The sequence below is a fragment of the Xanthomonas sp. NCPPB 3761 genome, from assembly GCF_041475705.2.
Taxonomy (GTDB): domain Bacteria; phylum Pseudomonadota; class Gammaproteobacteria; order Xanthomonadales; family Xanthomonadaceae; genus Xanthomonas; species Xanthomonas phaseoli.
Genome location: NZ_CM191262.1, coordinates 3,430,936 through 3,455,532 on the forward strand (window position 1 = coordinate 3,430,936; position 24,597 = coordinate 3,455,532).

The window sequence follows — 24,597 nt, forward strand, 5'->3', positions numbered from 1 at the left end:
TCGGCATTCTCGCCAGGCGGGAGCGAACGCCCGCACGCACCGGACCGAAGGTTCGCAAATCGGCAAATGACCGCGCAAATCGCGCCACTGCCCGTTTGCCTGTTCATCGACGATCCAGGTCGGCGCTTCGTTAACAACGACACGCCGGCCATCAGCCAGTTCCGAAATCGCGACACACAATCGGGGGATTCACCATGAAAGTGAACTGCGCTGTATCGGGGGCGTTGTCGTGCTGCCTCACCGTTCTGTCCGTCGTGCTGCCGGGTCATGCGATGGCATTGCCCAGTCCCCCGTCCGCCGATGCGAGCAATGCGTCAACCGACACCCGCCACCGGCCACGGTCCGCCGACAAGCGCGTGATCGGCTACTTCACCCAATGGGGCATCTACGGCCGCAATTATGTCGTCAAGGACATCCAGGCCAGTGGCGCAGCCGGCTATCTGACCCACATCAACTACGCCTTCGGCAACGTGCGCAACAATCGCTGCGAGGTCGGCGTCATCGCCCCGTCCGACCCGAATACCGGAGCCGGCGGCGACGCGTATGCGGACTACACCAAGGCGTTTTCCGCCGAACAAAGCGTAGACGGCGTGGCCGACACCTGGAACCAGCCCTTGCGTGGCAACTGGAACCAGTTGAAGAAGCTCAAGGCCGCCAATCCCAGGCTCAAGGTCCTGATCTCGCTGGGCGGCTGGAGCTGGTCGGGCGGCTTCTCCAGTGCCGCCCGCCCCGAGAACCGCAAGGCCTTCGTCGCCTCCTGCATCGACGCCTACCTGAGCGGGAATCTGCCAGTCACCGACGGCGCCGGCGGCACCGCCGCGGCGGCAGGCGTATTCGATGGCATCGACATCGACTGGGAATATCCGGTGGCCTGCGGGCTGACCTGCGGCAGCCCGGAGGACCGGGAGAACTTCACCGCGTTGCTGGCCGAGTTCCGCCGTCAGCTCGACCACGTGCGTCCCGGGCTGCTGCTGACCGTGGCCGTCGGCGCCAGCATCGACAAGATCCGCGTCACCGACCCCGGCCAGTACGCCCGTTTCGTGGACTACATCAACGTGATGACCTACGACTTCCACGGCGCCTGGGAGTCGCGCACCAATCACCATTCTGCGCTGTTCGGTTCGCCCGCAGATCCGTCTACCGGCGACCAACGCCGCTACAACAGCAACGACGCCATGCAGGCCCTGCTCGATCGTGGCGTACCGGCCGCCAAGCTCAATCTCGGACTAGGCTTCTACGGCCGCGGCTGGACCAAGGTCGGCAACGCCAACGGCGGCCTGTACCAGAGCGGCAGTCCTGCGCCGGGAACGTACGAGAACGGCGTGGAGGACTACAAGGTGCTGCGCGGCCTGCCCGGCACCCACGCTGTCGATCCCTTGGCGCGTGCGCACTGGCTCTACGACGGTGCCACCTTCTGGAGCTACGACACCCCGGCACTGGTGGGCGAGAAGATGCGCTACGTCAAGGAACGCGGCCTTGGCGGCGCCTTCTTCTGGGAGTTCAGCGGCGACTATCAGGGCGAGTTGCTGCGGACCATTGGCAAGGGTCTGAAGTAACGCAATCGCCGCTGGCCCGAACCGCCCCTGCGAGCATCACGATGCCGGCCATGCGCCGGCATCGACTTCACTGCACGCACTGCAGCCTGTCAATCGCTAGCCCGTGTCGCAACCGTGAAGGTGGCGCCACTGCGCCGTCATCAGCCGGCCACAATCCGCAGCACGTCATCCAGCAACGCGGCCGCGGTCACCTCGGCGCCTGCACCCGGTCCCTGGATCAACAGCGGCTGCGCGCGATAGCGGTCACTGCTGATCGCCACCCGGTTATCGGTCCCGGCACCGCCCGCCAACGGGTGATCGAGCGCCAGTTCGCGCAAACCCACGCTCGCTCCATGCGCGTCCACGCGACCGACAAAGCGCAGGCAACGCCCTGCAGCACGCGCCTGTTGCCAGCGCGCCACAATCACCGCATCCAGCGCGCCAAGCTGCGCATCCAAGGCGTCAAGCGGCAACCGCGCAATGCCTGCTGGCACCAGCGATTCCACATGTACCTGCTCGGCCTCCAGCTGCCATCCGGCGGCACGCGCCAGGATCAGCAGCTTGCGCCGCACATCCTCGCCGGACAGATCGATGCGTGGATCCGGCTCGGTATAGCCAGCCGCCACTGCCTCGCGCACGCAGGCGGAAAACGCGCCGCTGCCGTCGTAGCGATGAAACAGCCAGGCCAACGATCCGGACAACACGCCTTCGATCGAATGAATCTGGTCGCCGCCGGCCACCAGCGCACGCACGCTGCTCAGCACCGGTAGCCCGGCGCCCACAGTGGCGCTGTCGCCATAAGACGCGCCGCTGGCATGACGAGCCGCATGCAGCGCCTGCGCACGCGACAACGCGGTGCCCTGGCCCAGTTTGTTGGCGGTGACCACATGCACACCGCGCTGCAACCATTCGGCATGCCAATCGGCCACGATATCGCTGGCAGTGGCATCCACCAGTACATCGCCGGCACGCAGTGCGGTGGTTTCTGCCCACGGCTGCAAAACCGCCTGCCCGCGCGGCACCGCATTGGCGTGCTGCAGGGCCTGCTCGGCGCTGACGCCACAATCCTGCGCAACACGCGAATTGGCCAGCCAATCGAAGCGCGGCAAGCGCAGTTGGCGTTGCTGCAGCGCGGTGTAGCGCGTCACGAAAGCGCGCCCCACGGTGCCGGTCCCCAGCAACGCCAGCCGCGGCGTAGGCGTCACTGCAGCGACCTGCGCACGGCGCGAAACGGGCAGGACATTGCTCACGCGTCGACCTGTTTGCGGCTGGTGGTGGTCAGGGTCGCTTCGGCACGGGCCAGACCGGCACGCAGATCGATCAGCAGATCGTCGGCCGATTCGATCCCGATCGACAAGCGCAGCAAGCCATCGGAAATGCCGGCTGCCGCACGCGCTTCGGCGGTCATTGCCGCGTGCGTCATCGAGGCCGGATGCGCGATCAGGCTTTCCACACCGCCCAACGACTCGGCCAGGGTGAAGTAACGCAAGCCATCGACGAACGCACGCACGGCCGCTTCGCCGCCTTCCAGTTCGAAACTCATCATCGCCCCGAAGCCCTTCTGCTGGCGCGCGGCCAGTGCATGGCCCGGATGCGCCGCTAGCCCCGGGAAATACACCCGATTCACCGCCGCATGCCCGTCCAGCAGCGCGGCGATGGCGTCGGCGTTTTCCTGATGCACGCGCAGCCGCGCATCCAGCGTGCGCAGACCGCGCAAAGTGAGGAAGGCATCGAATGGCGAGCCGGTCAGGCCCAATGCATTGGCCCACCACACCAATTGCTGATGCAGCTGGGCATCACGCGCTACCACTGCACCGCCCACCACATCGCTATGGCCGTTGATGTACTTGGTGGTGGAATGCAGCACCAGATCGGCGCCGAAATCCAGCGGCTTCTGCAGCGCCGGCGACAGGAAGGTGTTGTCCACCACGGTCAATGCACCGACCTTCTTTGCCGCTTCGATGACGAAGCGCAGATCGGTGATGCGCAGCAGCGGGTTGGACGGGGTTTCGATCAACACCAGCTTGGGCGACTGCGCCAAGGCATCGGCCAGCGAACGCGGATCGGTCAGATCAGCGGTGATCAGCGCGAAGTGGCCCTTCTTGGCCAACGCATTGAACAGGCGCCAGCTGCCGCCGTACGCATCGTGCGGCACCACCAGCGTATCGCCGGGTTGCAGCACCGCGTTGAGCACCAGATTGATCGCGCCCATGCCGGTGGAGGTGATCACCCCGCCCGCGCCGCCTTCCAGTTCGGCCAGTGCTTCGCCCAACAGGTCGCGGGTCGGATTACCGCTGCGGGTGTAGTCGTACTGGCGCTTGTTGCCGAAACCATCGAAAGAAAAGTTCGACGACAGCACGATCGGCGGGGTCACTGCGCCGTAGGCGGTGTCGCGATCGATACCGGCACGCACGGCGGCGGTGGCGGCAGTACAGGGGGCGTCGGTGGGGTCACGAAAGCTCATGCGGTTTCTCCGGTGCTGCGAAGGGCGGTAGTGAGGATGGCGTCGATGCGATCGATTTCTTTCAGGAAGGCGTCGTGCCCGTACGGCGAGCGCAACACGCGCAGGCTGCCGCGCGGGCCAAGGCCTTCGACCAGGCTGACCATGTCGGCCAGCGGCACCAGGCGGTCGCCCTCCACCGCCACCACGACGGTAGGCACGCGCACATGCGCGGGGTCGATGCGATGCAGGTCGATGGATTCGGACAGGCGCAGATACGCATTTACCGGCGTGCGCGCCACGTACTGCGCCCCGGCGGCGTCCAGATAGTCCTCGGCCGCCACCCGCACGCGGCCATTGATCACTTCCGGCGGCGCATCGAAGCGCTCGCTGAATTCTTCCGGCGTGCGGTAGCTGAGCATGGCGAACTGCCGCGCCAACGCCAGGCCATGCTGCTCTGCGCACTGCAGCTGGCCCAGCGCCACCGCGCGGCGTTGCAGGGCACGCCAGGCCGCGGCGTATGGGTGCGCGCGGTGCGCGCCGCTCACCGCGACCAGGGTGCCAACACGGGCCGCGTGGCTAATTGCGAATTGCAAGCCCACCAGCGCACCGTAGGAATAGCCGACAAAGCCGTGCAAGCGCCCGATGCCCAGCGCGTCCAGCAAGGCGGCAATCGCATCGGCCTGGTCGGCGGTATCGATGGGCGCGTCCAGGTTGCCGTCGGCACCGAGAAAATCGAATGCCAGCAGGCGGCGCGCGGCAGGATCCAGCGCGCGGCCACTGCCGACCAGCCCATCCACCCAGCCCTTTTCGGGGAACATGTTGCTGGCGGCCAGATGGCGGTGTGCGGAGATGCCACCGGCCACGAACACCACCGGCGCAGTGGCCGCGCCGATCAGCTCATAGCGCAGCCGCAGCTCGCGCATGCCGGCATGGCGCATCGGCAGGGCGATGACGAGTTCGCCGCGCACGGCAGTGAAGCCGTCGTCGCTGCTGGCGGGGGTTTCGACGAAATCGTTGGTAGACGGCGATGCTGTATTCACGAGGCTCATGGCGGTATCCAGGGTGGATCGGCCATCGAGCTTCGCGGAGCTCGCGTTCGACGTGCGCAAGGCACGATTCGAACCATCTTTCGGCGGACGCGGAGGTCCCCGCAGGATTTGGCACCAAACGCGGACGCTTGCGCGTTCCGCTGGCTGCCCCGGCATCAAAGGGCCTGTCCCTCCGCCGGTCTCGATGGTGAGGCTAAGATGCCACCGGAATTTTACGATGTCAATCTTTTCATGCGGATGGAAAGATATATTTTCATCCGATACCACTCCTCTCGACGCTGGGCCGCATACTTGCGCCCCCTTGCTCGAGTCGATGGCGTGCCCTATCACGTGTCTCGCACTGCCCTGCCCGCCTTGATCGCGGCATGCGTCTTGCTGCCGGCCTGGGCACCCGCGGCATGCGCACAACCGCCTTGGCATTGGCCAGGCGCTGCGCAGCACTCGCCCCAGGCACGCAACGCACAACCCGCGACTGCGGTCACAGGCACTGGCGCCTCGCTGCAGCTGGAATGGCAGGCGCCGGTGTATCTGGCCTGGGTCGCCAATCCGCTGGCCGGGCCTGCGCAACTGCGCCTGAGCGCACCGCCTAGCGAGGATTACCGCGCCGTGCCGCAATTACCGCTGACGCTCGAGTTGGCCGCACACGAGCGCCGCCTTGTCACCCGGCTGTATCCGGCCAGCAACCAGCGCACCCTGGGCGGTTTCGGGCTCACGCTCGAGGTGGTGCCGGGCGATCCAAGCGCCACCCCGCAGCCAGTGCGCTATCAATTGCCATTCCACAACGTGCCGGTGCAGGTGGCGCAGGGCTTTGGCGGGCAATTCAGCCACGCCGATCCGCCCAACTGGTATGCGGTGGACTTCGCCATGCCGCAGGGCACGCCGGTGCTGGCAGCGCGCGAGGGCGTGGTCATGGAAGTGCAGCGCGATGTCCTCGACAGCGCCCCGACCAACCCTGCCGCTGGCGGCGGCAACCTGGTGCGCGTCCTGCATGCCGACGGCAGCATGGCCCTGTACGCCCACTTGGCGCCCGACGGCGTGGCCGTGCGACCTGGCCAGGCGGTGCGCACCGGCGAGCGGCTTGGCGCCTCAGGCAATACCGGCTTCAGCACCGCGCCGCACCTGCACTTTGCAATCCAGCGCAATGCCGACATGCAGTTGCTCTCGCTACCGTTCCGCATGCTCGGCCCGCAGGGCGAGCTGCAGTTTCCCTCGCCGGCGCCCTGACCGCCGCCGGCCCGACCGAGGTCCGGCGCCCAGATCGCCGAGCCCCACCCCTGCCGCAAAAGCGTGCCGCAGCGAAGCCGCTATAATCGTCGGCTTCCTCAGTTTCCGCAGGCGTCCAACCGGGCGCGCCCCGCCCATGTCCGAAGTCTCCAACGAAGCCGCGCGCCGCCGCACCTTCGCCATCATTTCCCACCCCGACGCCGGCAAGACCACGCTGACCGAAAAGCTGTTGCTGTTCGGTGGGGCGATCCAGATGGCCGGCTCGGTGAAGGGCCGCAAGGCCGCTCGCCATGCCACCTCGGACTGGATGGCCCTGGAAAAAGAGCGCGGCATCTCGGTGACCTCCTCGGTGATGCAGTTCCCGTACGAGGGCAAGATCGTCAACCTGCTGGACACGCCCGGCCACGCCGACTTCGGCGAGGACACCTATCGCGTGCTCACCGCGGTGGACTCGGCACTGATGGTCATCGACGTGGCCAAGGGCGTGGAAGAACGCACCATCAAGCTGATGGAAGTCTGCCGGCTGCGCGACACGCCCATCATGACCTTCATCAACAAGCTCGATCGCGAAGGCAGGAACCCGATCGATCTGCTGGATGAAGTGGAAACCGTGCTCGGCATCCAGTGTGCACCGGTCACCTGGCCGATCGGCATGGGGCAGCGCCTCAAGGGCGTGGTGCACCTGATCTCCGGCGAAGTGCATCTGTACGAACAGGGACGCAATTTCACCCGTCAGGATTCCACCATCTTCCCCTCGCTGGAGGCTCCCGGCCTGGTCGAAAAGATCGGCGAGCAAATGCTGGCCGAGCTGCGCGAGGAGCTGGAGCTGGTGCAAGGCGCAAGCAACCCGTTCGATCTTGACGCGTACCGCGCCGGCCAGCAGACACCGGTGTTCTTCGGTTCGGGCGTCAACAATTTCGGCGTGCAGCCGTTGCTGGATTTCTTCGTCGAACACGCACCGCCGCCGCAGACGCGCGAGACAACCGGCCGCCGCGTGGAGCCGACCGAAGCCAAGCTGAGCGGCTTCGTGTTCAAGATCCAGGCCAACATGGATCCGCAGCATCGCGACCGCGTGGCCTTCATGCGCGTGTGCTCTGGCAAGTTCACTGCCGGCATGAAGACGCTGCATGTGCGCAGCGGCAAGGACGTCAAATTGGCCAACGCGCTGACCTTCATGGCGTCCGATCGCGAGATCGCCGCCGAAGCGTGGCCGGGCGATGTGATCGGCATCCATAACCACGGCACCATTTCCATCGGCGATACCTTCACCGAGGGCGAATCGCTGTCGTTCACCGGCATTCCCAACTTCGCCCCGGAACTGTTCCGCCGCGCGCGCCTGCGCGATCCGCTCAAGCTCAAGCAATTGCAGAAGGGTCTGGCGCAGCTGTCCGAAGAAGGCGCCACGCAATTCTTCCGCCCGTTGATGAGCAACGACCTGATCCTGGGCGCGGTCGGCGTACTGCAGTTCGACGTGGTCGCGTACCGGCTCAAGGACGAATACGGCGTGGATGCGATCTTCGAGCCGGTGAGCGTCACCACCGCACGCTGGGTGCACTGCGACAATCCCAAGAAGCTGGAGGAATTTCGCGAGAAAAATGCCGGCAACCTGGGCATCGACGCGGCCGGCGAACTGGTTTACCTGGCACCGACCCGCGTGAATCTGCAGCTGGCACAGGAACGCGCGCCGGATGTGCGCTTCTCGGCCACCCGCGAACATGCGCATGCCAGGGCGATCGATTGACCTGCGCATGACCTGGAGCAAGCGTGCGGTACCGCTGGCGATGCGAATTGCTCGCAATTGCGGTACCTTTTTGGCATGAACGCAGACGCCTCCCCCTCGACCGACCTGCGCGACGAAATCGCCAGTGCCGTCACACACGGCCTGGGTGCGATTGCCGCACTGGCCGGTGGTTCGGTGCTGATTACGCTGGCCGCCATCTATGGCGATGGCTGGCAACTGGCCACCGCCATCGTGTTCAGTGCCACGCTGGTATTGCTCTACGTCGCCTCCACGCTGTTCCATGCCATTCCGCATCCGGGCGCCAAGGCGCGCCTGCAGGTGCTCGATCATTGCGCGATCTATCTGCTGATCGCCGGCACCTACACACCGTTTACGTTGATCAATCTGCGCGGCCCGTGGGGCTGGGGATTGTTCGCCGCCATCTGGACGATTGCCGCCGCCGGGGTGATTTTCAAGCTGTTCTTTACCGGTCGCTTTCGATTGCTCTCGACGGTGCTGTATCTGGCGATGGGCTGGCTGATCATCGTGGCCATCGAGCCGCTGCTGCGCTCTGTCGACACCTGGTCGCTGTGCTGGCTGTTGGCTGGCGGGCTCTTCTACACCTTGGGCACGTATTTCTATCAACGCGACACCCAGCGTTACTTCCACGCCATCTGGCATCTGTTCGTGCTCGCCGGTAGCGCTTGCCACTTCGTTGCGGTGATTGCGCAGGTGATGTGATCTGTGACCCACAGCGCGTTCGCGCGCCGTGCACGAGCCATTGCCAACCATTGCGCACGTGAACAACGTGCCCTCCTCGCCCGCTCATTCGCCCGCCCGCCTATCGCGACGTCGCCGTTGGTGGATGTGGCTCGGCATCGTTGCTGTCCTCGTGGCGATCTTCGTCCTGCTGTTCGACTGGAACTGGTTGCGCGGGCCGGTCGAACGCGCGGTCAGTGCGAAGACCGGGCGCGCAGTTCATCTGGGTCATCTGGATGTCGATCTGGGCCGCATTACCACCGTACGCGGCGAGCGATTGAGCCTGGGCAATGCCGCGTGGTCCAAGCGCGGCGCCATGGCAGAAATGAACGCGGCCGAGATCGATGTCGAATTCTGGCCATTGCTGCGCGGCAGCCTGCGGTTGCCGGAGATCCGGCTTGAGCACCCCACCCTGTTGCTGGAAGCTGGCAACGACAGTCATCCGGGTAACTGGGTTTTCGACCAGAGCGATGGCGACGGCAGCATGCCGCGCTTGGGGCGCCTGTTGGTGAATGACGGGCGGCTGCAATATATCGACGATGCCAGCCGCTCTGACGTGGATGTGGCGATCAACAGCCTGGCACCGCCCAGCAGCGACCAGCGCGCTGCGCCGATCGGAATCGACGGCAAGGGTCGCTGGAAAGGCTACCCATTCTCGCTCAAGGGCAATACCGCTTCGCCGCTGGAATTGAGCCAAAGCGAACACCCCTTTCGCATCGATCTGCGCGGCAGCGCCGGCGCCACGCGGACGCATGTGCGCGGCACCTTGACCAATCCTTTCCAGTTCCGGGTGTTCGACCTGCAGATGGCACTGAGCGGCCAGGATATGGAAGACCTGTACCCGCTGATCGGTGTCGCGATGCCCTCCACGCCGCCTTACACGCTGGACGGCCGCCTGCGCCGTGATGGCGGTGTCTGGCGCTATGAAAAGTTCGCCGGCACTGCCGGCGACAGCGATCTTTCCGGTACTGCAGAGATCGACCTGCGCAACAAGCGGCCGTTCCTGCGCGCAGACCTGGCTTCCAAACGGCTGGATTTCGACGACCTGGCCGGCTTCGTCGGCGCGCCGCCCAAAACCGGAGCCAACGAATCGGCAAACGCCGAGCATAAGAAACAGGCCGCGCAGCTCGCCGCCAGCGCGCGCGTTCTGCCGACCACGCCGTACGACCTATCCAAATTGCGTGCAATGGACGCGCAGGTACGTTGGCGCGCACAGCGCATCAATGCACCGTCGTGGCCCCTGGACGATATGGACGCCTCGCTGACGTTGAAGGACGGCCTGCTGCGGCTGGATCCATTGAACTTCGGCGTCGCCGGCGGCGACATCCGCTCCACCATCGGCATGGATGCGCGCAGTGCAGTCATCACCACCCAACTGAAGGCCAGCATTCGCGGCATTCGTCTGGATCAGCTGTTCCCCGATGCCGCGCTCGCCAAGCAGGCCTCGGGTGCGATCGGCGGCGAGCTGGATCTGCGTGGCCGCGGCAACTCCATCGCCGCAATGCTCGGCAGCGCCGATGGCAGCATCGGCGTCGGCATGGGCCGCGGCCATGTCGGCAACCTGATCATGGAGCTGGCCGGCCTGGACATCGCCGAATCGCTGAAATACCTGCTCACCAAGGACCGGCAGATTCCCGTGCGCTGCATTTTCGGCGACTTCGGCGTGCAGGATGGGCTGATGCAGTCGCGGGCACTGGCCTTCGATAGCACCGACACCATCATCGTCGGCGAAGGCAACATCAGCCTCAAGAACGAAACGCTCGATCTGCTGCTGCGCCCGCGCCCGAAAGATCGCAGCATCCTCAGCCTGCGCTCGCCGCTGCGGATAGGCGGCACCTTCAAGGACCCAAGCTTCCGCCCCGACTTCAAGGCGCTCGGCGTGCGCGGCGCGATCGCGGTTGCGCTCGGCAGCATCGCACCGCCGGCCGCCCTGCTTGCGACCTTCGAACCAGGCCCGGGCAAGGACAGCAATTGCGGCGGCAAGTACGCGCAGTAAGGCAGCGCAGCGTCAACTGGCGATGTAGCGCTGCAGCTGATCGATATCCTGCCGCTGCGCTTCGATCACCGCCTTGACCAGGTCGCCGATCGAAATCACGCCTTGCACGCGGCCGTTTTCGACCACCGGCAGATGGCGAAAGCGTCGATCGGTCATCAGTTGCATGCAGCGCTCCACCGTGTCCGATGGCGACACTGTCACGACCTGCGCGCTCATGATCTCGGCGACACTGGTCGTGGAAGAGGAGCGATCGCGCAGTACCACCTTGCGCGCGTAATCGCGCTCGGAAACGATGCCGACCAAGCGCGACCCGTCCATCACCAGGACCGCGCCGATGGCCTTCTCGGCCATCAGGCGAATCGCCTCGATCACCGCGGCATCGGCGGCAACCGCAAATACCTCAACCTGCTTGGTCCCCAACAGCTGTCGTACGGTCTGCATGGCCCGCTCCGCGCTTGGTCTGGTGATCGCAGCCTACTCCCACCGCGCCGCGCCGGGTATCAACCAGATACAGGGGGCGCTGCTTGGCCTCGTCGTACAAGCGACCCAGGTATTCGCCAATCAGGCCCAGGGCAATCAGCTGAACGCCCCCCAGAAACAGGATCACCGACATCAGCGTCGGCCACCCAGCCACTGGGTCGCCCATCAGCGCGGCCTTGATGACGACCCAGGCGCCGAACAGGAACGCCAGCGCCGCAGTCAGCAGGCCCAGATACGTGGCCGCACGCAGCGGCACCGTGGAAAAACTGGTGATTCCATCGATTGCGAAATTCCACAGCCGCCATACCGTGAACTTGCTGTGCCCGGAAAGCCGCGGCTCACGCCGATACGGCAGTGCCACCTGGCGAAACCCGACCCAGCCGAAGAGCCCCTTCATGAAACGGTGGCGCTCGCGCAGCTGCTGCAAGGCCTGCACCACGCGTGGCGACAACAAGCGGAAATCGCCGGTATCGGCAGGAATCGGGGTGCGCGACAAGCGCCGAATCACCCGATAAAACGCGTGCGCAGCGCTACGCTTGAGCCAACTCTCGCCCTCGCGAATAACCCGCGTACCGAAAATGTTGTCGTAGCCACCCCGCCACAGCGCAACGAATTCCGGGATCAACTCCGGCGGATCCTGGCCATCGGCATCGAGCAACACCACCGCACCCGGCAGCACGTGGTCCAGTCCGGCAGAAATCGCCACTTCCTTGCCGAAATTGCGCGACAACCGCACCGCACTCACCTGCGCATCGGTTTCGGTCAGCGCGTGCAACACCTCCCAGGTGCCATCGGTGCTGCCGTCGTCGACATACAGCACGTGCGTCTGCAGGCCGGGCAATTGCGCCAACACCGCGCACAGGCGCGGATGCAGCAGGGGGATGCTGGTTTCTTCATTGAAGGCCGCGATGAGTACCGTCAGGCGTTCGGGTGCGGACGGCGGTTGGGCAGTCTCGATCATGTTCACCGCGATGGCGCCTGCAGATAGGCAGGGCCGCCCAACTGGCGCGTCTGCCGCTGGATCCACGTCGCACGCCGCTGCACGAATGCACCCGGACGACGCGCGTCATAGCGCCGTGGCGATGGCAACACCGCTGCCAGGCGTGCCGATTCACTTGGCGACAGGCCTGCCGCATCCTTGCTCCAGAACTGCTGCGCAGCCGCTTGCGCGCCGTACACCCCGTCGCCGAACTCGGCCACGTTGAGATACATCTCCAGGATGCGTTGCTTCGGCCAGAACAGCTCGATCAACACCGTGTACCAGGCTTCCAGGCCCTTGCGCACCCAGCTGCGGCCCTGCCACAGGAACACATTCTTGGCGACCTGCTGACTGATGGTGCTGGCGCCGCGCACGCGTCCACCGCGGGCATTGTGATCACGCGCCTTCTCGATCGCCTGCAAATCAAACCCGTGGTGCATCGGAAACTGCTGATCTTCGGCAGCCACTACCGAAATCGGCAGGCTTGCGGCGATCTTGTCGTAATCACGCCACTGCTGATGCAGCGAAAAACGCCAGTCGCCTTCGCCCCATGCTTCCAGGTAACGCCCCACCATCATGCTGCTGATCGGCGGATCGACCACCCGCAAGACCAGCACCTGCAGCACGCTCGCCGCTGCAAACAGGAGCGGGGCCGCCATCAGCCAGCCCACCCACCGCCGCGCGCGCCGCGGTGGCGCCGCCTGCTTGCCATCCCATGCATCCGTCCCCATTGTTCGATACGACCTTCAATCCCGATGCCTGCCGCATTATCCGGCAACCAGCGTCCCTTACGCCCGATGTTTCCATGACCGATCACGATCAGCTTTCCCGTTTCCTGCTGCCAGCCGCTGGCGTGCGCGGCGTCCATGTGCGCCTGACCAAGGCCTGGCACGACATCCAGGGGGCCGCCGAGTATCCGCCCGCCGCGCGCCAACTGCTCGGCGAAGCTGCGGTGGCCGCTGCACTGTTCACCGGCCACACCAAGGTCGACGGGCGCCTGTCGGTGCAACTGCGCGGCAACGACATCTTGCGCACCCTGTTTGCCGAATGCACCGCCGCCGGCACCTTGCGCGGCATCGTGCAGTTGGCCGAGGGCGCGGATGCGCCGACCGACCTGCGCGAACTGGGCGAGGCCGCGCTGCTGGCGATCACCATCGAGAACCCCGGCCTGGACCCGCGCGAGCCGCAGCGCTACCAGAGTCTGGTCGGCATGCAGGCACCGGACCTGGCTGAAGCCTTCGAAACCTATTTTCAGCAGTCCGAACAGTTGCCGACGCGCTTGCTGCTGGCCGCTGGCCCGGATCAGGCCGCCGGCCTGCTGTTGCAGAAGCTCCCCGGCGACGAGGGCGACACCGATGGCTGGACCCGGATTGGCGCCCTGTTCGACACTCTGGGCGCACCGGAGCTGCTCTCGGTTGCCGGCCAGGACCTGCTGCACCGTCTGTTCCACGAGGAAGAGCCGCAGTTGCTCGGCAGCAAGCCGCTCAGCTTCGGCTGCTCCTGTTCGCGCGAGCGAGTCGCCTCGATGCTGCAATCGCTAGGCGAGGAGGAGGCGCGCGCGGCCGCCGAGGCAACGGGCGAAGTCGAGGTGCGTTGCGAATTCTGCGGCCGTGAGTATCACTTTCCGTTGACCGCGCTGGACGTAATTTTCAACGCGGCGCAGCCCTCGCAGGAAGCGCCAGAAAGGTTGCAATAGATAGGATGACGGTGGTGTTCTGGGGGGACGCGACCACTTGTTAAATAATCATAAACACCCTAGCATCCTACTTGCCCGCTCTCGGGAACTTAACAACTGCCCCTGGGTCTGACCTCTGGTATGCGATACCTACTGCGCCTCCCGCTAGCTTTGATGGTTGCCCTTGCGGCGGCCACAGGCGTGCACGCGCAGTCGGCGCAGCAGTTGCGCGAAAGTACGATCCTGCCGGTGTGGAACAAGGGCAGCGGCAAGGTGGAAGCCTTTCTGTACCTGGAGCCGACCGGCGAGCAGAAAGCCGGCGCGCGCTGGCATTTCGGTCGCAACTCGCTCGATGCCGCGTTTGGTCTGAGCTCCGGCGACTCGCTTGGCCTGCTCTGCAACAGCAGCCGTGGCACCAATATCAGTGGTCTTGCCAGTCACTGCCTGCTTGCAGGCATCGGCGATGATGAAGAAGACAGCGCGGCTGCCTCGCGCCGTGTGTCCGGCACGCTGGGTTTCAATCGCGGTAGCGCCCGGGTCGGCGTCACTGCCGGCGCTGGCCGCGACACCCTGCCTGCCTGGCTGATCGGTGCAGGCAAGGCCCCGTTGACGCGTGTCGAGCAAAACGACCTGACGGTGTTCGGACAGAAGAACATCGGCCGCGAAGGTTTTGTTTCGATTGGCGGCACCTATGCTCGGGCACGTCTGGTACCGCTGGCCGATGTGTCTCCGGCCATTGCCGACCAGTGGGACAGCAAGACCTTGAGCGTTGGCGGCGGCTACGGAGCCTTCAGCGCAAATGTCATTGGTCGCGTCGTCGACGTCCCCGGCCAACCCGAAAAGTGGGAAGGCCTGGGCGTGGGCCTGACCTGGCGCACTCCCTGGAGCGGCCAGCTCACCGTGGGCGCCGAGAACGTCATCTCCCGCGGCAAGAACCCGTTCGCGCCAAGTAACGAGAGCAACAGCGACGGGACGGTTCCGTACGTCAGATACGAGCAAGACCTGTAACCCACTGATTCCGAAGCATTTCTCAAGACGCCATCGGCCCGCAGCCGGTGGCGTTTTTCGTTGCGGATCGAACGCCAGGCGGCCACTTTCACAACCTTCTTCTTTTTCGTTAACGGGACTTTAATTTCTCTCGCAACGCATATACCATCGGTTCACCCTGACGTTTTGGATCCGCTTTTTCGGAACCCCCGGCAGGCAAAACAACCCTTGGCAGTACCCAAGATCACTTGGAGAGAGAGCTAATGAATTGCAAGTCCAACAAACTGCGCGATGCAGTTGTCCTCGCGCTCGTCGTGAGTGTGGGCGGTACCGGCACCGCCATGGCCCAGGAAGCCGGCACCACCAACCTCGACAAGATCGAAGTGACCGGTTCGCGTATTAAGCGCGCCGACGTCGAAACATCGCAGCCGGTCTTCAGCATGAGCCGTCAGCAGATCGAGTCGCAGGGCTTGACCTCGATCGGCGATGTGATCCAGAACATCTCAACCAATGGTTCCGCGCTCAACACTAACGTCAACAACGGTGGCAACGGCGAAACCCGCGTCAACCTGCGTAACCTCGGCTCCAACCGCACCCTGGTGCTGGTCAATGGTCGCCGCTGGGTTGGTGGCACGGGCCTGGGCGGCGCAGTCGACCTCAACACGATTCCGACTGCTGCCGTCGAGCGCATCGAAGTCCTGAAGGACGGCGCCTCCACCATTTATGGTTCGGATGCCATCGCCGGCGTCGTCAACATCATCCTGCGCCAGAATTTCGATGGCGCAGAAGCAAACGCCTACTTTGGTCAGTACGACAAGGGCGATGGCAGCCGCGAATCCTACGACTTCACGATCGGCTCGACCGGCGACCGCTGGCACGCCACCCTGGGCGTGGGTTACGTCAAGGAAGAGCCGGTCTGGGCAGGCGATCGCGAGATCTCCTCCGTCCCAGTGTTTGGCGCAGTTCCCGGCACTGGCAATAGCACCACCATTCCGGGTGGACGCTTCGGCATCTACGGAGTGACCGCTACCAATGCGACCACGGGTGCACAGACGTTCGGCGCAACCCGCTTCAATGGCACGCCCGGCTTCTCGATCACCAACGACGGCGGCACCACCTCGCGCAATTACACCGCTGCCGACAGCTACAACTTCGCACCCGCGAACTACTTGGTGACGCCGCAGGAGCGCAAGTCGGTATTTGCTGATGCTGGCCTGTCGATCACCGACAACGTTCGCTTTAAGACGACGGTCACTTATAACGAACGCGAATCGACGCAGGTGCTTGCACCGATGCCGATCGTCCTCGGTCGTTCGGCGCCCGGCACCAACGGTGCTGATATCGTCATTTCCGCTGCAAACATCTACAACAACACGGGCCGCGATATCGACTACATCCAGTATCGCGCTGAGGAAACCGGCGGCCGTATTTTCACCCAGAACGTGAAAACGTTCGGCTTCAACGGTGCATTTGAAGGTGACTTCGAAGTTGGCCAGCGCTTCTTCAGTTGGGAAGCAGGCATGTTCTACGGCAAGAACGACCAGACCGAGCGCACCACCGGCCTGTTCAACATTTCTGCGCTGCGTAACGCCCTCGGTCCGTCGTTCGTTGACGCCTCCGGTACGGCGCGCTGCGGCACTGCAGCAAACACCATCGATGGCTGCGTTCCGATGGACATGCTCCATGGGCCCGGGTCGCTTACTCCGGAAATGCTGCGGTATGCCGGTTTCAACGCCCATGACCTTTATGGCTATGAGCAGAAGACCTACTACGGCAACGTCGGCGGCGAACTCTTCGATATGCAGGGAGGCGCGTTCGCTTTCTCGCTGGGTGTCGAGCACCGTGAAGAATCCGGTTTCGACGATCCGGATGCGCTGATCAATTCCGGCGATACCACCGGCAACGCGCGCACCGCCACCAGTGGTGGCTACAAGCTTGACGAAGCCTATCTGGAATTGGCCGTGCCGCTGCTTGCCGATCTGCCGGGCGCTCAGTTGCTCGACTTCAGCTTGGCTACCCGTTATTCGGACTACAGCAACTTCGGCGACACCACCAACAGCAAGTTCGGTTTCCGCTGGAAGCCGATTACTGACTTGATGATTCGCGGTAACTGGTCGCAAGGCTTCCGTGCACCTTCGATCAGCGAATTGTTCCAGGGTGTCAGCGATACGTTCGAGGACGTCCGCGATCCTTGCGCAGGCTCGTACGATACTGGCGTAGCGAATACCTCGCGTCCTGGCTCTTGCGGTTCGGTGCCGGCCTACGCGCAGGCGAACCCGCAGGTCCGTACCGCGACGGGTGGCAATCAGCGTTTGAAGCCTGAAACGTCCACCTCCAAGACGTTGGGCTTTGTTTTCAGCCCGGGCTGGGTGACCGGTCTGGATGTTTCGCTCGATTGGTGGAACATTCAGATCGAAGATGCGATCGATACTCAGACCGTGCAGGAAACGCTCAACAGCTGCTACTTGGCTGGCGTGGCGAACGCCTGCTCTCTCATCCAGCGCGAACCCACCGGCGAAATTTCGAATCTGCTGGCGGTCCCGAACAACATCGCCAGGATCGAAGCAGAAGGCTATGACCTGACGATTGGCTACCGCCTGCCCGATACGGCCTGGGGCAATTTCAGCTTCGTGTGGGATTCGACCTACCTCAGCAAGTTCGTGGTTGAGAAGCCGCTTCAGGATCCGGAAACCCGCGTTGGCCTGTATCGGGGCGGCTCGGCTCAGGACAACAACTGGCGCATCCGCTCCAACCTGATGGCAAACTGGGAATTGGGCGACATCGGCAGCTCTGTGGCGATGCGTTACTACAGCTCTCAGGTCGAGAACTGCATCGGCGCCAACTTCAGCAACCCGGTGAACATTGGCCTGCTCTGCTCGGATCCGAATCGCGTCACCAGTGCAGGTGCAGCACCTCGCAACCACATCCCGAGCGTTACCTATACCGATATCAGTGCGTACTGGAAGGCGCCATGGAATGCGCGTGTAACGGTCGGCGTCAACAACGCGTTCGATCGGGATCCGCGGCAATCTGCTACGGCTTTTGCAAATAGCTTCGATCCGCAGTACGAAATTCCGGGTCGCTTCTATTACATGCGCTATACCCAGAAGTTCTGATAATCGGTTTAGAAAAGTCAGTAATCAAAAGGCCGCGATTCGAAAGAATCGCGGCCTTTTCGTTGTTCTCATTCTCAGATATCCCGCCGGCGCTGTGACGCACGGCGAATAGCTCACCCCGGAATCAACGTCTGGATCACATGCTCGACGTAGGCTTCGAAATCTTCGCGGGCCGGCTTGGGCTGTTGCAATTGCAGTGAGAGTTGCAGGAAGCCGACGTAGGCGGCGTAGGCCAGGCGGGCGCGGTGCTGGGCGTCGGTGCGGGACAGGCCGGCCTGGCGGAACGAGGCGATGAGGTAATCGAGGCGACGTTGCGAGACGCGGTCGATGACCGGGCGCACGGCCGGGTGGTCGAGTGCCTTGAGCAGTTCGCTATAGATGACGTGCGGTTTGACTTCGTGGGCAACCAGCTGAAACAGCGCGCGCAGGCGGGCGCTCGGGTCGGGCACGTCTTCCAGGCTGCCGAACACTTCTTTTTGCTCGAAGATTTCCCAGCGCTCAAGGGCCGCCTGCAGCAGCGCGTCGCGCGAGGGGAAGTGCCAGTAGAAGCTGCCCTTGGTCACGCCAAGCCGGCGCGCCAGCGGCTCGACTGCAACCGCGCCCACCCCTTGTTCGGCGATCAGGTCGAGCGCGGCCTGTGCCCAATCGTCCGCGCTGAGGCGATTGCCGCGACCGGAACTGGCGCGGGGCGTGGTGAGGCTGGAGTCGATGGTGTCGTTCATGCCGCGATTTAACCATACGCTTGTGTCAGTTGCAGTATGCATCACGAAATTGACATATCAGCGCCATGATTCAGTGGCTTAACCGTCCATACGATTGAGTATTGACAGTCGCCATCGCCCATCCATACCATTAAGTATGGTCATCTCACCCTCTAGCCTCGCCTCCACTGCACGCTTGTCCAGCGTCAACGCTGGCGATGCAGTGCTCGCGGTGTCGATGCGGGGTGCAGAACATGCGCCGACGGTGTTGTTCGCGCATGGCTTTGGACAAACCCGACATGCGTGGGAAGCCACCGCCATGACGCTGGCAAACAAGGGCTACCGCACCCTGGCGTACGACGCGCGTGGGCATGGCGATTCCAGCTCCAATGCGGCAGACCAGCCCTACTCGGCAACGCAGTTCACCGACGACCTGATCGTGCTGGCCGGCGAGCAGCCCGAGCCACCGGTGCTGGTTGCTGCATCGATGGGGGGCTTGTTCGGGCTGCTGGCCGAAGCGCGGTGGCCGGGCCTGTTTCGTGCCATCGTGCTGGTCGACATCACACCACGCTGGGACACCACGGGCGTGGAGCGCATCCTGCGCTTCATGACCGCGCATCCGGACGGTTTTGCATCGCTGGATGCGGCTGCCGATGCGATTGCTGCCTACCTGCCGCATCGGCCGCGCAAGACGCCGGGCCAACTGCAGGCATTGCTGCGGCAGCGTGCCGATGGGCGCTGGCACTGGCACTGGGATCCACGCCTGGTCGACGAGCTGGCCGGCCAGGATGCCCAGCTCCAGCAGCATGCGTTGCTGGAGGCGGCAGCACAGGTACGTTGCCCAATGCTGCTCATCAGCGGCGGGCGCAGCGACCTGGTGACGCCAGCCAACATCGCCGAATTCCTCTCCATCGCGCCGCATGCGCAGCATGTGCATCTACCCGATGCCACGCACATGCTGGCAGGCGACGACAACACCACGTTTACCGCCACCGTGTTGCATTATCTGGACGCACTGCCGGCGGCTTGCACCATCGCAGCGTCCAACACTACCGAGCATGTCACTGGAGCAAGACCATGAGCATCATTGCACCGTTCCTCCTCGTCATCCTGGCGGCGGGTATCGCTGCCTATCACCGGATGCGCCTTGCCACGTGGGTTGCGATCAGCGCCTGTGTGCTGGTGGCGTGCTGGCTGCTGGGTGCCAATCTCACCGCCACCATCGTGGCCGCCGCGCTGGTGGTGCTGGTCTCCGCACCGGTGCTGCTGCCGTTCCTGCGCAAGCCGCTGCTGACCACGCCGCTGATGGGCTTCTTCCGCAAGGTGCTGCCGCCGCTGTCGCAGACCGAGCGCATCGCATTGGAGACCGGCTCGGTCGGTTTCGAAGGCGAACTGTTCACCGGTGATCCGGATTGGCAGAAGCTGCTGAACTATCCCAAGCCGCAACTCACCGCCGAAGAACAGGCCTTCCTGGATGGCCCGGTGGAAGAGCTGTGCAAGATGATCAACGACTGGGAAATCACCCACGTCCACGCCGACCTGCCGCCGGAGCTATGGGACTTCATCAAGAAGAACAAGTTCTTCGGCATGATCATTCCCAAGCAGTACGGCGGCCTGGGTTTCAGCGCGCTGGCACACCACAAGGTGATCCAGAAGCTGTCCTCGATCTCCAGCGTGGTCAGCTCCACCGTGGGCGTGCCCAATTCGCTCGGCCCCGGTGAGCTGCTGCTGCACTACGGTACCCCGGAACAGAAGGACTACTATCTGCCGCGGCTGGCGGTCGGTGCGGAAGTACCATGCTTCGGCCTGACCGGTCCGTTCGCCGGCTCCGATGCCACCTCGATTCCGGACTACGGCATCGTCTGCAAGGGCGAGTGGAATGGCGCCAATGTGCTGGGCGTCAAGCTGACCTTCGACAAGCGCTACATCACCCTGGCACCGGTCGCCTCGCTGATCGGCCTGGCGTTCCGCGCCTACGACCCGGACGGCCTGATCGGCGACAAGAAGGACATCGGTATCACCCTGGCGCTGTTGCCGCGCGACACCCCTGGGGTGGAAATCGGCCGCCGCCACTTCCCGTTGAATTCGCCGTTCCAGAACGGCCCGATCCATGGCGAAGAGGTGTTCATTCCGCTGAGCCAGCTGATCGGTGGCGTGGAGATGGTCGGCAAGGGCTGGAACATGCTCAACGAGTGCCTGGCGGTCGGCCGTTCGATCACCCTGCCCTCCACCGCCAGTGGCGGCAGCAAGGCCGCCGCGGTGGTGACCGGTGCGTATGCGCGCATCCGCAAGCAGTTCGGCCTGTCTGTGGGCCGTTTCGAGGGCGTGGAAGAAGCGCTGGCCCGTATCGGCGGCAAGGCCTATGCGATCAGTGCGCTGTCGCAGGCCACGGCTGCAGCGGTGGATCGCGGCGATGTGCCGTCGGTGCCGTCGGCGATCGCCAAGTACCACTGCACCACCATGGGCCGCGAAGTCGTCAGCGACATGATGGACGTGATCGGCGGCAAGGGCATCATTCTGGGGCCGCGCAACTTTGCCGGCCGTGCCTGGCAGGCCGCGCCGATCGGCGTGACCGTCGAAGGCGCCAACATCATGACCCGCAGCCTGCTGATCTTCGGCCAGGGCGCCATCCTGTGCCATCCGTGGGTGTTGAAGGAGATGCAGGCCGCACAGGATGCCGATACTCGTCGCGGTCTGGAGCAATTCGACCAGAGCCTGTTCGGTCATATCCGCTTCGGTATTTCCAATGCGGTGCGCTCGTTCTGGTTCGGCCTGACCGGTGCGCGCATCGGCGCGGCGCCGGGCGATGCATATACCCGTCGGTTCTTCCGCAAGCTGGATCGCTATTCGGCCAACCTGGCCTTGATGGCCGACGTGTCGATGCTGATGCTGGGCGGCAAGCTGAAGTTCAAGGAGTCGCTGTCCGGTCGCCTGGGCGATGTGCTGAGCCATATCTACATGACCAGCGCGATCCTCAAGCGTTATCACGACGAGGGCGCACCGGCGAGCGACCAGCCGCTGCTGGCCTGGGCCTTCCACGACAGCGTGCACAAGATCGAAACCGCGCTGTCGGCGGCGCTGCGCAACTTCCCGATCCGCCCGGTGGGCTGGTTGATGTGGGTGCTGATCTTCCCGCTGGGCCGTCGCGCCGAAGCGCCGGGTGACCGCCTGGGCCATCGTGTGGCGTCGCTGTTGATGACGCCCAACGAGGCGCGCGACCGTCTGGCCAACGGCGTGTTCCTGACACCGTGCGCCAACAATCCGGGCGGCCGTATCGCCAGCTACCTGACCAAGGCGGTGATGGCCGAGCCGGTGGAGCGCAAGTTCCTGAAGGCGCTCAAGACCAAGGGCATCGAAGCGCTGGATTTCCCGGCGCAGCTGGACGAAGCCGTGGCCGAAGGCGTGATCAGCATGGAAGAGCGCAAGCTGCTGGAGGAGCTGCGGGAGATCATGATGGACACCATCACCGTGGACGACTTCGATCCGCATGAGTTGCGTGCGGCCAGCTTCTACGACAAGCCGCAGGTGCAACAGCCACGCGAAGCTGCGTAAGGCGTAAAACTGGGGCGAGAATAGACGACGGCGGGCTTCGGCCCGCCGTCGTTGTTTGTGCAGATGGGTCTTGTCACCACCACGCGGCTGCGGCCCCCATCGGCTGCAGGCTCGCGACAGACCGCATCCGTCGGCGACGCGACGCACTTGCCCGACGATCGAATGAGCGCGCATAGCGGCCGGACGCTTGCCAGAGTCGCGCACCTCACACGCTGCAAGCAGCCTGGCGTTGAGGCTAAGGACGAGCGCTCTTCGCAGCCATGCACACTGCGAACAACTACTGCAGCTGGATCAGAACGGCAGCCATACCAGCGCCAAGGCGATCAACGCCGGCAGCGCCTGTACGAAGAAGATGCGGCGGTTGACGCTGTAGGCGCCGTAGCAACCTGCCACAACCACGCAGACCAGGAAGAAGCTCAGCACGTCGGCGCGGGCGGCCACTGCGCCCCACAACAGGCCAGCGGCCAGGAAGCCGTTGTAGAGCCCCTGGTTGGCCGCGAGCACGCGGGTGGCCTGCGCCTTCTCGAGGCTATTGCGGAAGGTCTTCAAGCCCAGCGGGTGCGTCCACAGCACCATTTCCAATACCAGGATGTAGACGTGCAACAGTGCGATGCACAGGCCGGCAATGATGGCGAACAGGGACATGGCAGACCGCCTCGGCAAATGGTGCCGCCAGCATAGCCGCGATTACGGTCGCGCCGTTCGGCACACCTGCACTGCCGAGCTGGTGCGTGCGCTTCTGGCGCGGCCGGTGTGAGAAGCAAACCGTTGGCGTGGTCGATGCCGAGGCGACAAGTGGCGTATGTGCACCTCTGTGCCGAATGTGCTGTGACCGTGCTTACTCGGAAACGCGCTTGTCCGTCTCCACGTCGCGCTCGGCAGGTAGCTTGCGCGCTTGGCGCAACAGGCCGAACGCGCCGACCGTCATGCCGGTCGCCACGGCCAGGCCGACGCCGAACACCGCGCTGGAGCCGAACGCAGAGACCAGCTTGTGCACCCAAACGAAGGTGAGATCGCCACCGCGATAGACCACCGTGTCGATTGCGGCGCCCGCCTTGTAGCGCCACTCGCGATTCACCCGCGTGTACAGCGTTTCGCGCGCGGGCTTGGCCAGTGCGAATTCGCTGGAGCGGGTAATCACCTGCACAATCGCAATCATCATCGGCAACGGCAAAGCCGCCAAAGCCGCCAAAGCCGCATAGCCCAGCATGATTGCCACGCCAGGGATCAACAACGCCGGCGCGATGCCGAAGCGCGACAGCAAGGCGCGCGTCACCAGCAGCTGCAGCACCAGCGCCAGCGCATTGATCGCCAGGTCGATGCTGGAGTAATAGGCGGTGGCCGCCGCTGCATCGGTGTAAAGCCGCCGCACCAGCGCCGCCTGCTCGTTGTAGAGCAAGGTCCCCACGCCCACGCCGAACAACACCATGAAGGCCAGCCAGCGCAACAGCGGTTCGCGCACGATCAGCTTGAGGCCGCCGAGCACATCGCCGCCCATCGGCACTTCCCCGGAGCTCAGCTGGCCCTCCTGTTCGCGCGCAACGGCCCACAGCCGCAGGCGCAGCACGCAGACCACGCAGACCGCCAGAAACCCGGCCGACACCAGCATCAGATGCGCGATGCCGATACGCTCGACCAGGACGCGGGTCAGGACCGGGCCGAGAAACGCACCCAGCGTGCCTGCCGCGCCGATATAGCCGTAGTAGCTGCGCGCTTGGGCATTGCTGAAGACATCGGCCATGAAACTCCAGAACACCGCTACCGCGAAGAGGTTGAAGACGGTCACCCACAAAAAGAACGCCATGCCACGGCCCGGCACGCCGCTGTCGAACAACACGTAGAACAGCAGCAGCGTGGCGATGAAGAAGCCATACACCCCCGGCAGGAACACCCGCCGCGGATAGCGGCTGACCAGGGCGCCGTAGACCGGTTGCAGCAGCACCATGATCAGGAAGGTGCAGGTAAACAGCACCTGCAGCGTGAAGTCCTTCAGCGGCACACCGTGCGCGGCGAAGAACGCGATCATGCCGGTGGGAAAAAGTGCCTCTACATCGGCCGAGGCGCCCATCGCCTCGCGCACCGGACGCAACACGTAGTAACCGCTGAGCAGACAAAAGAAGTAGAGGAACGACCATGCCAGTGATGGCGAGCTACGCAGTGCCGCGCTCAAACGGCCAGCCGCAGATCGCGGCGCAGAAGGGCTGGTCATGGGGTCACGGCCGCTCGCACAGGCGGGCCCGACAGAAAAAACATGGCAACGGCAGCACCTGCGAAAGAAGCGCGCAAGTTAGCCGATGCGAGGCAGCGCCACCAGCGACAGTCGCAGGACACTGCGGCCGGGGCTGCGCTTCGTGCCGGCACGCTGCTTGCAGCGCCTAGTG

Annotated in this window: 19 protein-coding genes and 1 riboswitch; of the genes, 10 read left to right on the forward strand and 9 right to left on the reverse strand. The window is 64.2% G+C overall.

Going from position 1 to position 24,597, the window contains the following annotated elements; genetic code table 11:
* Positions 1–272 precede the first annotated feature (272 nt).
* Positions 273–1,556, forward strand: a complete 1,284-nt coding sequence (locus tag ACCQ00_RS15020) for a glycoside hydrolase family 18 protein (RefSeq protein ID WP_039572264.1) — start codon at positions 273–275, stop codon at positions 1,554–1,556.
* 140 nt (positions 1,557–1,696) lie between these two features.
* Here the strand turns inward: ACCQ00_RS15020 and ACCQ00_RS15025 are convergent, their stop codons facing one another.
* Genes ACCQ00_RS15025 through metX form a run of 3 tightly spaced genes read right to left on the reverse strand, consistent with a single transcriptional unit; the run spans position 1,697 to position 5,027 of the window.
* Positions 1,697–2,785 carry a homoserine dehydrogenase family protein gene (locus ACCQ00_RS15025; protein WP_372353971.1) on the reverse strand — a complete coding sequence of 363 codons (1,089 nt, stop codon included), beginning with the start codon at positions 2,783–2,785 and terminating at the stop codon, positions 1,697–1,699.
* The gene (locus tag ACCQ00_RS15030) at positions 2,782–3,999 is read right to left on the reverse strand and encodes an O-succinylhomoserine (thiol)-lyase (RefSeq protein WP_039572269.1); all 1,218 of its coding nucleotides are present in this window, start codon (positions 3,997–3,999) and stop codon (positions 2,782–2,784) included. Before ACCQ00_RS15030 ends, ACCQ00_RS15025 begins: the two co-directional genes overlap by 4 nt.
* Complete coding sequence (metX, locus tag ACCQ00_RS15035; protein WP_039572271.1) at positions 3,996–5,027, reverse strand: homoserine O-succinyltransferase MetX; 1,032 nt, start codon at positions 5,025–5,027, stop codon at positions 3,996–3,998. Before metX ends, ACCQ00_RS15030 begins: the two co-directional genes overlap by 4 nt.
* Before the next feature lie 70 nt (positions 5,028–5,097).
* Positions 5,098–5,218: riboswitch (SAM riboswitch) on the reverse strand.
* Positions 5,219–5,345: 127 nt separating this feature from the next.
* Here metX and ACCQ00_RS15040 point away from each other — a divergent pair.
* The 4 genes from ACCQ00_RS15040 to ACCQ00_RS15055 all read left to right on the forward strand — a co-directional run bounded on the left by ACCQ00_RS15040 (position 5,346) and on the right by ACCQ00_RS15055 (position 10,726).
* The gene (locus ACCQ00_RS15040; protein ID WP_039572274.1) at positions 5,346–6,251 is read left to right on the forward strand and encodes a M23 family metallopeptidase; all 906 of its coding nucleotides are present in this window, start codon (positions 5,346–5,348) and stop codon (positions 6,249–6,251) included.
* Positions 6,252–6,387: 136 nt separating this feature from the next.
* Positions 6,388–7,992 (forward strand): peptide chain release factor 3, encoded by a 1,605-nt coding sequence (locus ACCQ00_RS15045; protein ID WP_039572277.1) that lies wholly within the window; start codon positions 6,388–6,390, stop codon positions 7,990–7,992.
* A 75-nt stretch (positions 7,993–8,067) separates the two neighbouring features.
* The gene (gene trhA, locus ACCQ00_RS15050; protein ID WP_003482378.1) at positions 8,068–8,712 is read left to right on the forward strand and encodes a PAQR family membrane homeostasis protein TrhA; all 645 of its coding nucleotides are present in this window, start codon (positions 8,068–8,070) and stop codon (positions 8,710–8,712) included.
* A gap of 58 nt (positions 8,713–8,770) precedes the next feature.
* Entirely contained in the window at positions 8,771–10,726 is a 1,956-nt protein-coding gene (locus ACCQ00_RS15055; RefSeq protein WP_372353972.1) for an AsmA family protein, read from the forward strand.
* A 12-nt stretch (positions 10,727–10,738) separates the two neighbouring features.
* On the opposite strand, the gene ACCQ00_RS15060 is transcribed toward ACCQ00_RS15055, so the two are convergent.
* Genes ACCQ00_RS15060 through mtgA form a run of 3 tightly spaced genes read right to left on the reverse strand, consistent with a single transcriptional unit; the run spans position 10,739 to position 12,916 of the window.
* The gene (locus ACCQ00_RS15060) at positions 10,739–11,167 is read right to left on the reverse strand and encodes a CBS domain-containing protein (protein ID WP_039572284.1); all 429 of its coding nucleotides are present in this window, start codon (positions 11,165–11,167) and stop codon (positions 10,739–10,741) included.
* Complete coding sequence (locus ACCQ00_RS15065) at positions 11,127–12,173, reverse strand: glycosyltransferase family 2 protein (RefSeq protein ID WP_039572287.1); 1,047 nt, start codon at positions 12,171–12,173, stop codon at positions 11,127–11,129. The genes ACCQ00_RS15060 and ACCQ00_RS15065 overlap by 41 nt, the downstream gene beginning before the upstream one ends.
* Positions 12,170–12,916 carry a monofunctional biosynthetic peptidoglycan transglycosylase gene (gene mtgA, locus ACCQ00_RS15070; RefSeq protein WP_039572290.1) on the reverse strand — a complete coding sequence of 249 codons (747 nt, stop codon included), beginning with the start codon at positions 12,914–12,916 and terminating at the stop codon, positions 12,170–12,172. Before mtgA ends, ACCQ00_RS15065 begins: the two co-directional genes overlap by 4 nt.
* Positions 12,917–12,990: 74 nt before the next feature.
* Here mtgA and hslO point away from each other — a divergent pair, with 74 nt between their 5' ends.
* From hslO to ACCQ00_RS15085, 3 genes are all read left to right on the forward strand, one after another.
* On the forward strand, positions 12,991–13,881 hold the full coding sequence (gene hslO, locus ACCQ00_RS15075) for an Hsp33 family molecular chaperone HslO (RefSeq protein WP_022558784.1): 891 nt from the start codon (positions 12,991–12,993) through the stop codon (positions 13,879–13,881).
* A 153-nt stretch (positions 13,882–14,034) separates the two neighbouring features.
* Positions 14,035–14,868, forward strand: a complete 834-nt coding sequence (locus ACCQ00_RS15080) for an XOO1806 family protein (protein ID WP_039583694.1) — start codon at positions 14,035–14,037, stop codon at positions 14,866–14,868.
* 242 nt (positions 14,869–15,110) lie between these two features.
* On the forward strand, positions 15,111–17,963 hold the full coding sequence (locus tag ACCQ00_RS15085) for a TonB-dependent receptor domain-containing protein (RefSeq protein ID WP_372353973.1): 2,853 nt from the start codon (positions 15,111–15,113) through the stop codon (positions 17,961–17,963).
* Between the two features lie 113 nt (positions 17,964–18,076).
* Here ACCQ00_RS15085 and ACCQ00_RS15090 read toward each other — a convergent pair whose 3' ends face one another.
* Positions 18,077–18,685 carry a TetR/AcrR family transcriptional regulator gene (locus tag ACCQ00_RS15090; protein ID WP_017157868.1) on the reverse strand — a complete coding sequence of 203 codons (609 nt, stop codon included), beginning with the start codon at positions 18,683–18,685 and terminating at the stop codon, positions 18,077–18,079.
* A 136-nt stretch (positions 18,686–18,821) separates the two neighbouring features.
* Here ACCQ00_RS15090 and ACCQ00_RS15095 point away from each other — a divergent pair, with 136 nt between their 5' ends.
* Both ACCQ00_RS15095 and ACCQ00_RS15100 read left to right on the forward strand, forming a co-directional pair.
* Positions 18,822–19,745 carry an alpha/beta fold hydrolase gene (locus ACCQ00_RS15095; RefSeq protein WP_039572300.1) on the forward strand — a complete coding sequence of 308 codons (924 nt, stop codon included), beginning with the start codon at positions 18,822–18,824 and terminating at the stop codon, positions 19,743–19,745.
* A complete protein-coding gene (locus ACCQ00_RS15100) occupies positions 19,742–22,216 on the forward strand; it encodes an acyl-CoA dehydrogenase (protein WP_017157870.1) in 2,475 nt (824 codons plus the stop codon). The genes ACCQ00_RS15095 and ACCQ00_RS15100 overlap by 4 nt, the downstream gene beginning before the upstream one ends.
* A gap of 291 nt (positions 22,217–22,507) precedes the next feature.
* Here ACCQ00_RS15100 and ACCQ00_RS15105 read toward each other — a convergent pair whose 3' ends face one another.
* Together ACCQ00_RS15105 and ACCQ00_RS15110 are read right to left on the reverse strand one after the other, a co-directional pair.
* On the reverse strand, positions 22,508–22,861 hold the full coding sequence (locus tag ACCQ00_RS15105) for a DUF1304 domain-containing protein (RefSeq protein WP_039572303.1): 354 nt from the start codon (positions 22,859–22,861) through the stop codon (positions 22,508–22,510).
* Between the two features lie 193 nt (positions 22,862–23,054).
* Entirely contained in the window at positions 23,055–24,425 is a 1,371-nt protein-coding gene (locus ACCQ00_RS15110; protein ID WP_372353974.1) for an NTP/NDP exchange transporter, read from the reverse strand.
* Positions 24,426–24,597: the final 172 nt, after the last annotated feature.